A 15,196-nucleotide genomic window follows, 5' to 3' on the forward strand; every position below is an offset into this window, starting at 1 on the left:
TGGGGGCCGATGCTGGTCGAAACCGATGGCGAAAATGTTCTGTCGTCCCGCGGGGCACTGCCAACCCAACATTCCAACTCGTTACAGACCGTCGTTCGCGATCAGGTGCATAGCAAAACGCGCGTGCGCTGGCCGATGGTGCGTAAAGGTTTTCTGGCCTCGCCGGATAAGCCACAGGGGATTCGCGGTCAGGATGAGTTTGTTCGCGTGAGCTGGGATGACGCGCTGGCGCTGATCCACGCCCAGCACAAGCGCATTCGCGACAGCTACGGTCCGTCGTCCATTTTCGCCGGGTCGTACGGCTGGCGTTCTAACGGCGTGCTGCACAAGGCCTCGACGCTGCTGCAGCGTTACATGAGCCTGGCGGGAGGCTATACCGGCCATCTGGGGGATTACTCCACCGGCGCGGCACAGGCGATCATGCCGTACGTCGTGGGGGGGAACGAAGTGTACCAGCAGCAGACCAGCTGGCCGCTGGTGCTGGCACATACCGACGTGGTGGTGCTCTGGAGCGCTAACCCCATCAACACGCTGAAAATTGCCTGGAACGCCAGCGACGAGCAGGGCATCGGGTATTTCGACGCGCTGCGCAAAAGCGGCAAGCGCATCATTTGCATTGACCCGATGCGCTCTGAAACCATGGATTTCTTCGGCGACAGCGCCGAGTGGATTGCCCCTCATATGGGCACCGACGTGGCGATGATGCTGGGGATTGCCCATACGCTGGTTGAAAACGGCTGGCACGATGTTGAATTCCTGACGCGCTGTACCACCGGCTTCGATAAATTCGCCCACTACCTGACGGGCCAATCCGATGGGGTAGCAAAAACGGCAGAGTGGGCCGCAGAAATTTGTGGCGTTCCTGCGGACAAACTCCGCGAACTGGCGGCGTTGTTCCATAAAAATACCACCATGTTAATGTCCGGCTGGGGAATGCAGCGCCAGCAGTTTGGCGAACAAAAACATTGGATGCTGGTCACCCTTGCCGCAATGCTTGGGCAGATCGGCACGCCGGGCGGGGGTTTTGGTCTCTCCTATCACTTTGCGAACGGCGGTAACCCAACGCGTAAAGCGGCGGTGCTGGCGTCGCTGCAAGGCTCGGTGCAGGGCGGCGTGGATGCCGTGGATAAAATCCCGGTGGCGCGTATTGTTGAAGCCCTGGAAAACCCGGGCGGTTTTTATCAGCACAACGGTCTGGACCGCCACTTCCCGGACATTAAATTTGTCTGGTGGGCGGGCGGATCGAACTTCACGCACCATCAGGATACCAACCGCCTGATACGCGCCTGGCAAAAGCCGGAGCTGGTGGTGATTTCCGAGTGCTTCTGGACAGGTTCGGCTAAGCATGCAGATATCGTGCTGCCGGCGACCACCTCGTTTGAGCGTAACGATCTCACCATGACCGGCGACTACAGCAACCAGCATATGGTCCCGATGAAGCGCGTTGTGGCCCCGCGCGATGAGGCGCGTGATGATTTTGACGTGTTTGCTGAACTGAGCGAGCTGTGGGAAGCGGGCGGTCGCGAGCGTTTTACCGAGGGGAAAAGCGATCTGCAATGGCTGGAGAGCTTCTACCAGATTGCCGGACAGCGCGGCGCGGCGCAGGGCGTGACGCTTCCGCCATTTGCTGAATTCTGGGAGGCTAACCAGCTCGTCGAGATGCCGGAGAGCGAACAGAACGCGAAGTTTGTCCGTTTTGCCGATTTCCGCCGCGACCCGGAGAGCCACCCGCTGAAAACCGAGAGTGGAAAGATCGTGATCTATAGCGAGCGTATCGCCAGCTTTGGCTATGCCGACTGCCCGCCACACCCTATGTGGCTCGAGCCGGACGAGTGGCACGGCAACGCCCAGCCGGAACAGCTGCAGGTGTTGTCTGCGCATCCCGCTCACCGTCTGCACAGCCAGCTTAACTATACCTCCCTGCGCGAGCAGTATGCGGTCGCCGGGCGAGAGCCGATCACGCTGAATACCCTTGATGCGAAAGCCCGCGGGATCGCGGACGGCGACGTGGTGCGCGTCTGGAACTCGCGCGGGCAGGTGCTGGCAGGGGCGGTGGTGAGCGACGGGATTAAACCGGGCGTGATCTGCATTCATCAGGGCGCATGGCCCGACCTTGAGCCCGCCGAGGGAGGGATCTGTAAAAACGGGGCGGTTAACGTGCTGACCAAAGATCTCCCCAGCTCGAAGCTGGGGAATGGTTGTGCAGGGAACACGGCGCTGGCCTGGGTAGAGAAATATCAGGGACCCGAGCTTACCTTAACGGCGTTTGATCCGCCTGCCAGCTCATGATCCACGTCGGGTGCTGGGTATCATCCTGCCAGGCGCTGTCTTCAATGCGAAAGCCCTGAGCATGGTAGAAATTCACCGCCCGCACATTTTTCTGATATACCTCCAGCGTTAAATGCGGGAAGCGCTGTTGAACATGGTTCAGCAGCGCGCGCCCGATGCCTTTCCCTATGCATGACGGTGCGACAAACAGCGCGCCGACAAACTGAGACTGCATCACGCTGATAAATCCGCAAGGTTCGCCATCCTCTTCCCAGACCCAGGTTTCCGCCGACGGCAGGTAAACTTCGCGCACCATGGCCTCGTTCTCTTTCCAGTAACCCGGCTCGATAAACGGATGCGCTTCCGTGGTGCTTTCAAGCCACAGGCTCAGAAGCGGTGCGGTATTCTCACTTTGCCATTTGCGGATCATGATGGCCTCCCGGATGACAGAAGCAGCCGGTAACATGGTCGTTGACCAGGCCACAGGCCTGCATAAAGGCGTAGCAGATGGTGGAACCGACAAACTTAAAGCCGCGTTTTTTCAGGGCCTTCGAGAGTGCATCCGAGGCAGGGGTCGAGGCCGGGATTTCCGCAAGCGTGGCGGCCTGGGTGACCTGCGGATCGTTGTTCACAAACGTCCAGACAAACTCTGAGAACGATTCACCGTTTTGTTCCATTGCCAGATAAGCGCGTGCATTACCGATGATGGCCTGGATCTTACCGCGATGGCGGATGATGCCCGCGTCCTGCACCAGTCGTTCCACGTCCTCATCGGTCATGGCGGCGACGGCAACAGGATCGAACTGGTGGAAGGCGTTGCGGTAGTTTTCGCGTTTCTTCAGTACCGTAATCCACGACAGCCCCGCCTGCTGGCCCTCCAGGCAGATCATCTCAAAGAGTTTTTTGCCATCCGTTTCCGGCACGCCCCATTCCCGATCGTGATAGTCGATATAAAGCTGATCCTGGCTCACCCAACCGCAACGTTCCATCCGTCATCTCCCTTATTACTACTGATTTCGCAAAATTTTCATTCTGACTGGCTTGACGTGTTTACTATAAAGACAATAGTTAATACAAGGTCTATAAGTTCTTCCTGAATAACGACAAATATCGCCGAATTCGGCTCTCTCTGGGGTCGCGTTGATGATGATAAAAAAAATCAGTGGTCGCCATGCTGCTTCTGGCCTGGTGGGAATTTCAGCCTGCCTGTTTTTTTGTAATACAGCGTCTGCCTGGCAACAGGAATATATCGTTTCAGATGCCCAAAATAATACGGCGGAACGCTATACATGGGACGCGGATCACCAACCGCGTTATGAGGATATTCTGGCTGAGCGTATTCAGTCTTCGCAGAACGCGCCGGGACTTGCCCTGAATATACCGTCTGGCAGAACGACGGAGGGGGCAATGAGCGTGGGCTGGAATTTTCCCGTTTCAGCACGTATCACCACCGGTCCGATGGTGGCGTGGCGTTACGACGGCACGGCTCCCATGATGATCAACGAGTTTGGTGATAGCGCGTCGACGCAGGCAATCACCGACCCGCTCTGGCATGCCAGCGTCAGCACGCTGGGATGGCGCGTGAATACCCAGTACGGCGATCTTCGTCCGTGGGCGCAGATTAGCTATAACCAGCAGTTTGGTGAAAACCAGTGGAAATCGCAGTTTGGCATGCCGCAAACGCCAGCCCCTGCCCAAAGCGGTAGCTGGATGGACGTCACCGTGGGAACGGATATTCCTTTTAATACGCACGTGGCGGCCTATGCGTCGCTGGCTCAGGGGGAGCACACCACCACCGGTGAGGAGTTTTTATACACTCTCGGCGTTAGCGCGAAATTCTAGAGTTGTTACTTTTTTAAACGTTACGATAACATCTCGAATACAATAACCACGGGCTTTACAGCGATAGCAGATACTAACATGCTGTCACTTTATTCCCGGGCCAGGCCATTCATTCCCAATTCCAGGCATTTCATTCCGTTCAGCCTGCATTTCATGCCGTTTTACCCCAGGCGTTTTAAGGTTTTGTTTATCGTTGTCCTCAGCGAACTTCCTTAATTTCTCTTGCAGGACAACTGCCATGAACACATCAACCTATAACCGCACGCGCTGGCTCACGCTCTTTGGCACCATCGTCACTCAGTTTGCATTGGGATCGGTCTATACCTGGAGCCTGTTCAACAGCGCGCTTTCCGACAAACTCGGCGCGCCGGTCAGCCAGGTCGCGTTCTCCTTTGGTTTGCTGAGCCTGGGTCTGGCGATTTCGTCTTCCGTCGCGGGCAAGCTGCAGGAGCGTTTTGGCGTGAAGCGCGTGACCATGGCGTCCGGCATTCTGCTGGGTCTGGGCTTTTTCCTGACGGCGCATTCCAGCAACCTGATGATGCTGTGGCTGAGCGCCGGCGTGCTGGTGGGTCTGGCCGATGGCGCAGGTTACCTGCTGACTCTGTCGAACTGCGTGAAGTGGTTCCCGGAACGTAAAGGCTTAATCTCCGCGTTTGCCATTGGTTCTTATGGCCTGGGCAGCCTCGGGTTCAAATTTATCGACGCCCATTTGCTGGCGTCCGTTGGCCTCGAAAAAACCTTTATGATCTGGGGCGCAATCGTGCTGGTGATGATTTTGTTCGGCGCCACGCTGATGAAAGATGCGCCGCAGCAGGAGGTTAAATCCGTGAACGGCGTGGTGGAGAACGACTTCACCCTCGCGCAGTCCATGCGTAAGCCACAGTACTGGATGCTGGCGGTGATGTTCCTGACGGCCTGCATGAGCGGTCTGTATGTTATCGGCGTGGCGAAGGATATCGCGCAGGGCATGGTGAAGCTGGATGCGGCTACGGCGGCGAATGCGGTGACGGTCATCTCCATTGCCAACCTCTCCGGTCGTCTGGTGCTCGGCATTCTGTCTGACAAAATTGCCCGCATCCGTGTGATTACGATTGGGCAGGTGGTTTCGCTGGTCGGTATGGCAGCGCTGCTGTTCGCTCCGCTGAATGAAGCCACCTTCTTTGCGGCGATTGCCTGCGTGGCCTTTAACTTCGGCGGCACCATTACCGTCTTCCCGTCACTGGTGAGCGAGTTCTTTGGCCTGAACAATCTGGCGAAAAACTACGGCGTTATCTATCTTGGCTTCGGGATCGGCAGTATCTGCGGCTCGCTGATTGCCTCCCTGTTCGGCGGATTCTACGTGACCTTCTGCGTCATATTTGCCTTGCTGATTATCTCGCTGGCGCTCTCGACCACGATTCGCCAGCCGCAGCGCGAAGTATTCAAAGAAGCGCACGCGTAAGCGGTATGAAAGAGGCCTCCGTGGCCTCTTTTTTCTTTATGCGAGACGCTTCCCGTCTCGATATTTTGTAAAAATTTACACCGATCACACTCTCTGCTGCCACTTTTCTCTCCCGCTGTGGTCTACTTACCGCGCTTGTAGACGTTTCTCATAACGCTTCCTTACGCATTTACTTACTCTGTCCGCTTTCTCTTTGAGATTCGACGGGTCTTTATACCCCTTCCCCCAGGGTTGTTTGCATGAAATACATTAGGTCTCTTACCCAGCAAAGATTGTGTCTGATGCTGGCTGTCTATATCGGATTATTTCTGAATGGCGCGGTACTGTTCAGAAGAGTGGAAGGGTATGTTGAAAACCTTACCCTAAGTAATGGTATATTTGCCGCAATAGAAGTATTCGGCTCCGTTCTCGCGACCTTCTTCCTCTTACGCCTCCTGTCCCTTTTTGGTCGACGTACCTGGCAAATTTTGGCCTCGCTGGTGGTGATTATTTCCGCCGCCGCAAGCTATTACATGACCTTTATGAACGTGGTCATTGGTTACGGTATCGTTGCCTCGGTGATGACCACGGATATCGACCTCTCGAAAGAGGTGGTAGGGAAAGGCTTTATCGTCTGGACGGTTTTAGCCTGTCTGATCCCGCTGTTCTTTATCTGGAGCAATACGTGCCGCTATACGCTGTTACGCCAGCTGCGCACCCGTGGACAGCGGATCCGCAATATCGTCGTCGTCCTGCTGGCCGGTCTGCTGGTGTGGGCGCCTATCCGCCTGATGGAAACGCAGCAAAAACGCGTCGAAAAAGCGACGGGCGTGGATATGCCAAGCTATGGCGGCGTGGTGGCAAACTCGTATTTGCCATCTAACTGGCTGTCAGCGTTAGGGCTGTATGCCTGGGCGCAGGCGGACGAATCCAGTGATGTGAAATCGCTGATCAATCCAACAAAACAATTCACCTACCAGCCGCCAGCCGACGGGATTGATGATACGTACGTCGTCTTCGTCATCGGCGAAACGACGCGCTGGGATCATATGGGTATTCTCGGCTATAACCGGGATACCACGCCAAAGCTGGCGCAGGAGAAAAACCTGGTGGCCTACCGTGGCTACTCCTGCGATACCGCAACCAAGCTCTCGCTGCGCTGCATGTTTGTGCGTGAAGGCGGTGCAAGTGATAACCCGCAACGCACGCTGAAAGAGCAGAACGTGTTTGCCGTGCTGAAGCAGCTTGGATTTAGCTCTGACCTGTTCGCCATGCAAAGTGAGATGTGGTTCTACACCAACACGCTGGCAGATAACATCGCGTACCGCGAGCAGATTGGCGCCGAACCGCGTAACCGCGGCAAAAACGTCGACGACATGCTGCTGCTGGAAGAGATGTCCCAGTCCCTCAAGAACCATCCGCAGGGTAAGCATCTGGTTATTCTGCATACCAAAGGGTCGCATTACAGCTACTACCAGCGCTACACGCGTGATTTCGCGAAGTGGCAGCCTGAGTGCGTGGGCATTAATAAAGACTGCAGCAAGCAGGAGCTGATCAACGCCTACGACAACTCGGTGCTGTACGTGGATACCTTCCTGAGCCGGGTGATCGACCAGCTGCGCGATAAAAAAGCGATTGTGATTTACGCGGCAGATCACGGTGAATCCATCAATGAGAAAGAGCATCTGCACGGTACGCCGCGCAAGCTGGCACCGCCGGAACAGTTCCGCGTGCCGATGATCATGTGGATGTCGGATAAGTATCTTGAAAATCCGGAGAAGGCGAAGATGTTTGCTCAGCTGAAAAAAGAGGCGGATATGAAGGTGCCGCGTCGTCACGTTGAGCTGTACGACACCATTATGGGTTGTCTCGGTTATACCTCACCGAACGGTGGGATTAACGAAAACAACAACTGGTGTAAACTCCCTGATAACAGCGTAAAAGCCGCGCAGTAGCTGCCCTGGCGAGAATATCGCCAGTTGAATGGCTTTTTGAAAATAAGGGATTGACGGGGGCGCACCTCAGCAGTAAGATGCGCTCCGCATTCGGCGAGTAGCGCAGCTTGGTAGCGCAACTGGTTTGGGACCAGTGGGTCGGAGGTTCGAATCCTCTCTCGCCGACCACATTCTGAAAAGGGCTAACCGCAAGGTTAGCCCTTTTTGCATTATGATCTTATCCCGTCAGAGTATCCAAAACGCCCCTTAGGCCTGCTTCTCCCTGCCTGTTAACGATTTTGTGACATAATCCATTGTATTTTTTTATATATAGATTGATCTTTTTTCGCGTTGCTTATGGATAACCTCAGCATTTTTCGCTGTGCGTTTTAACGTTCGCGGTATTTAGTGCTCAGATAATCACCATTCTGCAAGAAAATTTACCCATTCTGAATAAAAGTTAATCACTGATTGTTGCGAAATATGAAGAGACTTGTGCTGCAAGATAGCGAGTAGCATAAATTTCCCTGCTGAAAACTGGCATGCATAGTTTTTTTAATCTTTGTTTGCGGTTTCTCACACTCAGCGTAAATCCCCGTCACCTGTATTGACGTTTTCACATTCTGTTGACAGATTGTAGGGCATGAGGGGCATTTCAGGGACGATCTGCGCTGCAACTCAAACGCTCTTCTGAAAGGATTCTCCATCCCTTTAAAGCCTTCGGGCATCACCGACCGGACCGGGTAAAAAATAAATAAAGGTCTGGCGGCGTAACACAACAAAGCAAAACATCACATTGGAGCAGAATAATGAGTATTTCCTTGAAGAAGTCAGGGATGCTGAAGCTTGGTCTGAGCCTGGTGGCTATGACCGTGGCAGCAAGCGTACAGGCAAAAACCCTGGTTTACTGTTCTGAAGGCTCGCCGGAAGGCTTTAACCCACAGCTCTTTACCTCTGGTACGACTTACGACGCAAGCTCTGTACCGATCTATAACCGTCTGGTTGAATTCAAAACCGGTACCACGGAAGTAATTCCGGGTCTGGCCGAGAAGTGGGACGTCAGCGAAGACGGCAAAACCTATACCTTCCACCTGCGCCAGGGCGTGAAGTGGCAGGACAGCAAAGATTTCAAACCAACGCGCGACTTTAACGCCGACGACGTTGTGTTCTCCTTCGACCGTCAGAAAAACGCTCAGAACCCGTACCATAAAGTGTCTGGCGGCAGCTATGAATACTTCGAAGGGATGGGTCTGCCAGACCTGATCGCTGAAGTGAAAAAAGTGGACGATAAAACGGTTCAGTTCGTGCTGACGCGTCCGGAAGCGCCATTCCTGGCTGACCTGGCCATGGACTTCGCCTCGATTCTGTCCAAAGAGTACGCGGACAACATGCTGAAAGCCGGCACGCCGGAGAAAGTTGACCTGAACCCAATCGGTACCGGTCCATTCCAGCTGCTGCAGTACCAGAAAGACTCCCGCATTCTGTATAAAGCGTTCGAAGGCTATTGGGGCACCAAGCCGCAGATCGACCGTCTGGTCTTCTCCATCACGCCTGATGCTTCCGTGCGTTACGCAAAACTGCAGAAAAACGAATGTCAGGTGATGCCGTACCCGAACCCGGCTGATATCGCCCGCATGAAGCAGGACAAGAACATCAACCTGCTGGAGCAGGCCGGCCTGAACGTGGGCTATCTCTCCTTTAACACCGAGAAGAAACCGTTTGATGACGTGAAAGTGCGTCAGGCGCTGACCTACGCGGTGAACAAAGAAGCGATTATCAAGGCGGTTTACCAGGGCGCTGGCGTTGCTGCCAAAAACCTGATCCCACCAACCATGTGGGGTTATAACGACGACGTTAAAGACTACACCTACGATCCTGAGAAAGCGAAAGCGCTGCTGAAAGAAGCGGGCCAGGACAAAGGCTTTACCGTTGAGCTGTGGGCGATGCCGGTACAGCGTCCTTACAACCCGAACGCACGCCGTATGGCGGAAATGGTTCAGGCTGACTGGGCTAAGGTTGGCGTTCAGGCCAAGATTGTGACCTACGAGTGGGGCGAGTACCTGAAGCGCGCCAAAGCAGGTGAGCACCAGGCGGTAATGATGGGCTGGACCGGTGATAACGGGGATCCGGACAACTTCTTCGCCACCCTGTTCAGCTGCGCGGCGGCGAAAGACGGTTCTAACTACTCTCGCTGGTGCTACAAGCCGTTTGAAGACCTGATCCAGCCGGCGCGTGCGACCGACGATCACAACAAACGTATTGAACTGTACAAGCAGGCTCAGGTTGTTATGCACGATCAGGCTCCGGCGCTGATTGTTGCTCACTCCACCGTGTACGAGCCAGTGCGTAAAGAAGTGAAGGGCTACGTGGTAGATCCACTGGGCAAACACCACTTCGAAAACGTATCGGTTGAATAATAAGTAGGGTGTTCTCCCTCTCCCTCTGGAGAGGGCAGGGGTGAGGGGCGTGCATGCATCCCCTCACCCTAACTCTCTCCCGCTGGGAGAGGGAATTTACATTTGTGAGCAATACAGACGTCACGCCACTGGTCGTGCGTCATCAGAGAGAATCCGGGTTATGTTGCAGTTCATCCTCCGACGTCTGGGACTTGTTATCCCCACGTTTATCGGTATCACCCTTCTCACTTTTGCCTTCGTCCATATGATCCCCGGCGACCCGGTAATGATTATGGCGGGCGAGCGTGGTATTTCCCCTGAGCGCCATGCACAGCTGCTGGCGGAACTCGGTCTCGATAAGCCGATGTGGCAGCAGTACCTCCACTATATCTGGGGCGTGTTGCACGGTGATTTAGGGATTTCGCTGAAAAGCCGCCTTCCGGTGTGGGACGAGTTCGTGCCGCGTTTTAAAGCGACGCTGGAGCTTGGCATCTGCGCCATGATTTTCGCCACTGCGGTGGGTATTCCTGTCGGGGTACTGGCTGCCGTCAAGCGTGGCTCTATTTTTGACCATACCGCCGTGGGCCTGGCGCTGACCGGCTACTCCATGCCTATCTTCTGGTGGGGCATGATGCTGATCATGCTGGTATCGGTGCAGCTTAACCTGACACCGGTCTCCGGGCGCGTCAGTGATATGGTCTTCCTGGATGACTCCAACCCGCTTACCGGCTTTATGCTGATTGATACGGCTATATGGGGCGAAGAGGGCAACTTCATTGATGCCGTGGCGCACATGATCCTGCCTGCCATGGTGCTGGGCACCATTCCTCTGGCGGTGATCGTGCGAATGACCCGTTCATCGATGCTGGAAGTGCTGGGTGAGGATTATATCCGCACCGCGCGCGCCAAGGGCCTGACGCGTATGCGCGTCATCATCGTCCATGCGCTGCGTAATGCCATGCTGCCGGTGGTGACCGTTATCGGCCTCCAGGTGGGGACGTTGCTGGCGGGGGCGATCCTGACCGAAACCATCTTCTCCTGGCCGGGCCTTGGACGCTGGCTGATTGACGCGCTGCAACGCCGTGACTATCCGGTTGTGCAGGGCGGTGTACTGCTGGTCGCGACGATGATTATCCTCGTCAACCTGCTGGTCGATTTGCTGTACGGCGTGGTGAACCCGCGTATTCGTCATAAGAAGTAAGGGACCATCATGTCACAAGTCACTCAAAATAAAGTGGTCGCTGCACCGGTTCCTATGACGCCGCTGCAGGAATTCTGGCACTACTTCAAGCGCAATAAAGGCGCGGTGGTAGGGCTGGTGTATGTCGTAATCATGATCCTGATTGCGGTGTTTGCGAATTTCCTCGCACCGTATAACCCGGCGGACCAGTTCCGCGATGCGCTGCTCGCGCCGCCTGCGTGGCAGGACGGCGGCAGCCTGGCGCACCTGCTGGGTACCGATGACGTTGGCCGCGACGTGCTGTCGCGTCTGATGTACGGCGCGCGCCTGTCGCTGCTGGTCGGCTGCCTGGTGGTGGTGTTATCCCTGATTATGGGGATCGTGCTGGGTCTGATTGCCGGTTACTTCGGCGGTATCGTTGATAACATCATCATGCGCATCGTCGATATCATGCTGGCGCTGCCAAGCCTGCTGCTGGCGCTGGTGCTGGTGGCGATCTTCGGCCCGTCGATAGGCAATGCCGCGCTGGCGTTGACCTTCGTGGCGCTCCCTCACTACGTGCGTTTAACCCGTGCGGCGGTGCTGGTGGAAGTGAACCGCGATTACGTCACCGCCTCTCGCGTGGCGGGTGCCGGTGCGATGCGCCAGATGTTCGTGAATATCTTCCCTAACTGCCTTGCGCCGCTGATTGTTCAGGCGTCGCTCGGTTTCTCTAACGCCATTCTTGATATGGCCGCTCTTGGCTTCCTGGGCATGGGTGCGCAGCCGCCAACACCGGAGTGGGGCACGATGCTCTCCGACGTGTTGCAGTTCGCACAAAGCGCCTGGTGGGTTGTCACCTTCCCGGGTCTGGCAATCCTGCTGACGGTGCTGGCATTTAACCTGATGGGTGATGGTCTGCGTGATGCGCTTGATCCCAAACTGAAGCAGTAAGAGGCACGAGATGGCGTTATTAAATGTAGATAAATTATCGGTGCACTTTGGCGACGAAGGCACCCCGTTTCGCGCCGTGGACCGCATCAGCTACAGCGTAAATCAGGGCGAAGTGGTTGGTATCGTCGGGGAGTCCGGCTCCGGTAAGTCAGTGAGCTCGCTGGCGATCATGGGGCTGATTGATTACCCGGGCCGCGTGATGGCGGAAAACCTGCAGTTCAACGGTCAGGATCTGAAGCGCATTTCTGAGAAACAGCGCCGCCAGCTGGTGGGCGCCGAAGTGGCGATGATTTTCCAGGATCCCATGACCAGCCTGAACCCCTGCTACACCGTTGGTTTCCAGATTATGGAAGCGATTAAGGTGCATCAGGGTGGGAATAAGAAAACCCGTCGCCAGCGCGCGATCGACCTGCTGAACCAGGTGGGTATTCCTGACCCGGCATCACGCCTGGACGTTTACCCGCACCAGCTCTCCGGTGGGATGAGTCAGCGCGTGATGATCGCGATGGCGATTGCCTGTCGACCAAAACTGCTGATTGCGGATGAACCTACGACGGCGCTGGATGTGACCATCCAGGCGCAAATCATCGAGCTGCTGCTGGAGCTGCAGCAGAAAGAGAATATGGCGCTGGTGCTGATTACGCACGATCTGGCGCTGGTGGCCGAAGCCGCGCACAAAATCATCGTGATGTATGCCGGCCAGGTGGTCGAGACCGGGAATTCACACGATATTTTCCGCGCGCCGCGTCACCCGTATACCCAGGCGCTTTTACGCGCGCTGCCGGAGTTTGCCCAGGACAAAGCGCGTCTGGCGTCGCTGCCGGGTGTGGTACCGGGTAAATATGACCGTCCGCAGGGCTGTCTGCTCAATCCGCGCTGTCCGTATGCAACGGACAAATGCCGGGCAGAAGAGCCAGAGCTGAACCAGCTTGCTGACGGCCGTCAGTCGAAATGCCACTACCCACTCGATGATGCCGGGAGGCCAACACTATGAGTACGCAACAGGCCACCACGCAACAACCGCTGTTGCAGGCCATCGACCTGAAAAAATACTACCCGGTGAAGAAGGGGCTGTTTGCCCCTGAACGCCTGGTGAAAGCGCTGGACGGCGTCTCTTTTAACCTCGAACGCGGTAAAACGCTGGCGGTGGTGGGGGAGTCAGGCTGCGGCAAATCCACGCTGGGCCGTCTGCTGACGATGATTGAAGTGCCGACCGGCGGGGAGCTCTACTATCAGGGGCAGGATCTGCTCAAGCACGATCCGCAGGCGCAGAAGCTGCGCCGCCAGAAAATTCAGATTGTGTTCCAGAACCCCTATGGTTCTTTGAACCCGCGTAAAAAAGTCGGGCAGATTCTGGAAGAGCCGCTGCTGATCAACAGTAATTTGAGTAAAGAGCAGCGCCGTGAAAAGGCGCTGGCGATGATGGCGAAGGTCGGCCTCAAAACCGAGCATTACGATCGCTATCCGCACATGTTCTCCGGCGGCCAGCGTCAGCGTATTGCGATCGCCCGCGGGCTGATGCTCGATCCGGACGTGGTGATTGCCGATGAGCCGGTCTCCGCGCTCGACGTATCCGTGCGTGCGCAGGTGCTGAACCTGATGATGGATCTCCAGCAGGAGCTGGGGCTGTCTTACGTGTTCATCTCCCACGACCTGTCGGTGGTAGAGCATATTGCCGATGAAGTGATGGTGATGTACCTGGGGCGTTGCGTGGAGAAGGGGACTAAAGACCAGATCTTTAATAACCCTCGTCACCCGTATACCCAGGCGCTGCTGTCTGCGACGCCGCGTCTGAACCCGGACGATCGTCGTGAGCGTATTAAGCTGACGGGTGAACTGCCAAGCCCGCTGAATCCGCCTCCGGGATGTGCATTCAACGCCCGCTGCAGTCGCCGCTTCGGTCCGTGCACCCAGCTCCAGCCGCAGCTGAAGGATTATGGCGGCCAGCTGGTTGCCTGCTTCGCGGTCGATCAGGATGAAAATGGCGAGAAGCCACAGGCATAACGAAAAAAACCGGCGTTAAGCCGGTTTTTTTATGTCTGCTTGATTATTTCCGCAGGCGAATCTGGTCGACGGCGTGCTTCTCGCTCTTGGTGAGGATCAGGCTCGCACGCTCGCGCGTCGGCAGGATGTTCTCTTTGAGGTTCACGTAGTTGATCTCATTCCACAGCCCCGTGGCCACGCCGATCGCTTCTTCTTCAGAAAGCTGAGCATAGTGGTGGAAATAGGAATCCGGGTCAGTGAACGCCCCTTCGCGGAACTTCAGGAAGCGGTTGATGTACCAGTTTTGCAGCAGGTCTTCCGGCGCATCGACATAAATAGAGAAATCGACGAAATCCGAGACGAATACGTGATGCGGGTCGTGAGGATAGTCCATCCCGCTTTGCAGCACGTTCAGACCTTCCAGAATCAGGATGTCCGGCTGGACCACGGTTTTATCCCCACCCGGGATGCGATCGTAGATCAGGTGCGAATAGACTGGTGCAGTCACGTGAGGCACGCCGGATTTCAGGTCAGAGACAAATTTCACCAGACGGTGCATATCGTAAGAGAGCGGGAAGCCCTTCTTCTTCATCAGCCCGCGTTCTTTTAACACCTCGTTCGGGTGCAGGAAGCCGTCAGTGGTAATCAGCTCCACGCTGCGGTGTTCCGGCCAGCGGCTCAACAGCGCCTGCAGGACGCGCGCGGTGGTACTTTTACCCACGGCCACGCTGCCTGCGATACTAATGATATAAGGAATGCGTTGACCGTTCGTCCCGAGAAACTGCTCCAGCACGGCCTGACGACGCAGGTTCGAGCTGATATAGAAGTTAAGCAAGCGAGAGAGGGGGAGATAAATTTCTGCCACTTCTTCCAGGGACAGATCTTCGTTTATCCCTTTTAACCGTGCGATTTCACCTTCCGTCAGCGTCATAGGGACGGAATCACGCAGGGCAGCCCACTGGCTGCGGTTAAAGTGAAGATAAGGCGTCATTAACGTTTGCTCTTTTTTGCTCATAAGCATGCTTCAGTGAGCCAGCACCACACTGCCGGATCGTGGCTCATCACACAGTTAATTTTGGACAATGGGCAGGAGGTTAACACCAGATGACGGGAATAATAAGAAAAAAGATGGAAAGCGCTGCGTTACGCGGAAGCCGTCACGCTACGTTGAATACGGTGCAAATCACGATGATATGTTGAATATTTGACCTCAAATGACTACTTTTACAGCGCCTGACAC

Annotated in this window: 12 protein-coding genes and 1 tRNA gene; 10 read left to right on the forward strand and 3 right to left on the reverse strand. The window is 55.6% G+C overall.

Annotated elements, in window-relative coordinates; all coding sequences use genetic code 11:
* Positions 1 to 9: 9 nt before the first annotated feature.
* Positions 10 to 2,289: a molybdopterin guanine dinucleotide-containing S/N-oxide reductase gene (locus tag WM95_RS01085; RefSeq protein ID WP_063409274.1), complete on the forward strand. Its 2,280-nt coding sequence runs from the start codon at positions 10 to 12 to the stop codon at positions 2,287 to 2,289.
* Here WM95_RS01085 and WM95_RS01090 read toward each other — a convergent pair.
* Entirely contained in the window at positions 2,252 to 2,698 is a 447-nt protein-coding gene (locus tag WM95_RS01090) for an N-acetyltransferase (RefSeq protein WP_047743141.1), read from the reverse strand. The genes WM95_RS01085 and WM95_RS01090 overlap by 38 nt on opposite strands.
* Complete coding sequence (gene tag / locus WM95_RS01095) at positions 2,676 to 3,257, reverse strand: DNA-3-methyladenine glycosylase I (protein ID WP_023309957.1); 582 nt, start codon at positions 3,255 to 3,257, stop codon at positions 2,676 to 2,678. The genes WM95_RS01090 and tag overlap by 23 nt, the downstream gene beginning before the upstream one ends.
* 154 nt (positions 3,258 to 3,411) lie before the next feature.
* On the opposite strand from tag, the gene WM95_RS01100 reads away from it, so the two are divergent.
* From WM95_RS01100 to dppF, 9 genes are all read left to right on the forward strand, one after another.
* Complete coding sequence (locus WM95_RS01100; protein WP_063409264.1) at positions 3,412 to 4,110, forward strand: autotransporter domain-containing protein; 699 nt, start codon at positions 3,412 to 3,414, stop codon at positions 4,108 to 4,110.
* A 238-nt stretch (positions 4,111 to 4,348) separates the two neighbouring features.
* Positions 4,349 to 5,551 (forward strand): L-lactate MFS transporter, encoded by a 1,203-nt coding sequence (locus WM95_RS01105; RefSeq protein ID WP_023309959.1) that lies wholly within the window; start codon positions 4,349 to 4,351, stop codon positions 5,549 to 5,551.
* 239 nt (positions 5,552 to 5,790) lie between these two features.
* Entirely contained in the window at positions 5,791 to 7,485 is a 1,695-nt protein-coding gene (eptB, locus tag WM95_RS01110) for a kdo(2)-lipid A phosphoethanolamine 7''-transferase (protein WP_047173778.1), read from the forward strand.
* A 91-nt stretch (positions 7,486 to 7,576) separates the two neighbouring features.
* A tRNA-Pro gene (locus tag WM95_RS01115) sits at positions 7,577 to 7,653 on the forward strand.
* 620 nt (positions 7,654 to 8,273) lie between these two features.
* Positions 8,274 to 9,881, forward strand: a complete 1,608-nt coding sequence (gene dppA, locus WM95_RS01125) for a dipeptide ABC transporter periplasmic-binding protein DppA (RefSeq protein ID WP_023309961.1) — start codon at positions 8,274 to 8,276, stop codon at positions 9,879 to 9,881.
* 160 nt (positions 9,882 to 10,041) lie between these two features.
* Positions 10,042 to 11,061 (forward strand): dipeptide ABC transporter permease DppB, encoded by a 1,020-nt coding sequence (gene dppB / locus WM95_RS01130; RefSeq protein ID WP_023309962.1) that lies wholly within the window; start codon positions 10,042 to 10,044, stop codon positions 11,059 to 11,061.
* A gap of 9 nt (positions 11,062 to 11,070) precedes the next feature.
* A complete protein-coding gene (dppC, locus tag WM95_RS01135) occupies positions 11,071 to 11,973 on the forward strand; it encodes a dipeptide ABC transporter permease DppC (protein WP_045400214.1) in 903 nt (300 codons plus the stop codon).
* Between the two features lie 10 nt (positions 11,974 to 11,983).
* Positions 11,984 to 12,967, forward strand: coding sequence for a dipeptide ABC transporter ATP-binding protein (gene dppD / locus WM95_RS01140; RefSeq protein ID WP_008502772.1), 984 nt, complete (start codon positions 11,984 to 11,986; stop codon positions 12,965 to 12,967).
* Positions 12,964 to 13,977: a dipeptide ABC transporter ATP-binding subunit DppF gene (dppF, locus tag WM95_RS01145; protein WP_023309965.1), complete on the forward strand. Its 1,014-nt coding sequence runs from the start codon at positions 12,964 to 12,966 to the stop codon at positions 13,975 to 13,977. The genes dppD and dppF overlap by 4 nt, the downstream gene beginning before the upstream one ends.
* A gap of 43 nt (positions 13,978 to 14,020) precedes the next feature.
* On the opposite strand, the gene coaA is transcribed toward dppF, so the two are convergent.
* Positions 14,021 to 14,971 (reverse strand): type I pantothenate kinase, encoded by a 951-nt coding sequence (gene coaA / locus WM95_RS01150; RefSeq protein WP_032668002.1) that lies wholly within the window; start codon positions 14,969 to 14,971, stop codon positions 14,021 to 14,023.
* Positions 14,972 to 15,196: the final 225 nt, after the last annotated feature.

The organism is Enterobacter cloacae complex sp. ECNIH7 (genome assembly GCF_002208095.1).
Classification (GTDB): domain Bacteria; phylum Pseudomonadota; class Gammaproteobacteria; order Enterobacterales; family Enterobacteriaceae; genus Enterobacter; species Enterobacter cloacae_M.

Excerpts from the sequence above, each read along its gene's own strand:
- WM95_RS01085 (WP_063409274.1), top strand. The coding sequence starts at position 10 with ATGCTGGTCGAAACCGATGGCGAAAATGTTCTGTCGTCCCGCGGGGCA.
- WM95_RS01090 (WP_047743141.1), bottom strand. The coding sequence starts at position 2,698 with ATGATCCGCAAATGGCAAAGTGAGAATACCGCACCGCTTCTGAGCCTG.
- tag (WP_023309957.1), bottom strand. The coding sequence starts at position 3,257 with ATGGAACGTTGCGGTTGGGTGAGCCAGGATCAGCTTTATATCGACTAT.
- WM95_RS01100 (WP_063409264.1), top strand. The coding sequence starts at position 3,412 with ATGATGATAAAAAAAATCAGTGGTCGCCATGCTGCTTCTGGCCTGGTG.
- WM95_RS01105 (WP_023309959.1), top strand. The coding sequence starts at position 4,349 with ATGAACACATCAACCTATAACCGCACGCGCTGGCTCACGCTCTTTGGC.
- eptB (WP_047173778.1), top strand. The coding sequence starts at position 5,791 with ATGAAATACATTAGGTCTCTTACCCAGCAAAGATTGTGTCTGATGCTG.
- dppA (WP_023309961.1), top strand. The coding sequence starts at position 8,274 with ATGAGTATTTCCTTGAAGAAGTCAGGGATGCTGAAGCTTGGTCTGAGC.
- dppB (WP_023309962.1), top strand. The coding sequence starts at position 10,042 with ATGTTGCAGTTCATCCTCCGACGTCTGGGACTTGTTATCCCCACGTTT.
- dppC (WP_045400214.1), top strand. The coding sequence starts at position 11,071 with ATGTCACAAGTCACTCAAAATAAAGTGGTCGCTGCACCGGTTCCTATG.
- dppD (WP_008502772.1), top strand. The coding sequence starts at position 11,984 with ATGGCGTTATTAAATGTAGATAAATTATCGGTGCACTTTGGCGACGAA.
- dppF (WP_023309965.1), top strand. The coding sequence starts at position 12,964 with ATGAGTACGCAACAGGCCACCACGCAACAACCGCTGTTGCAGGCCATC.
- coaA (WP_032668002.1), bottom strand. The coding sequence starts at position 14,971 with ATGAGCAAAAAAGAGCAAACGTTAATGACGCCTTATCTTCACTTTAAC.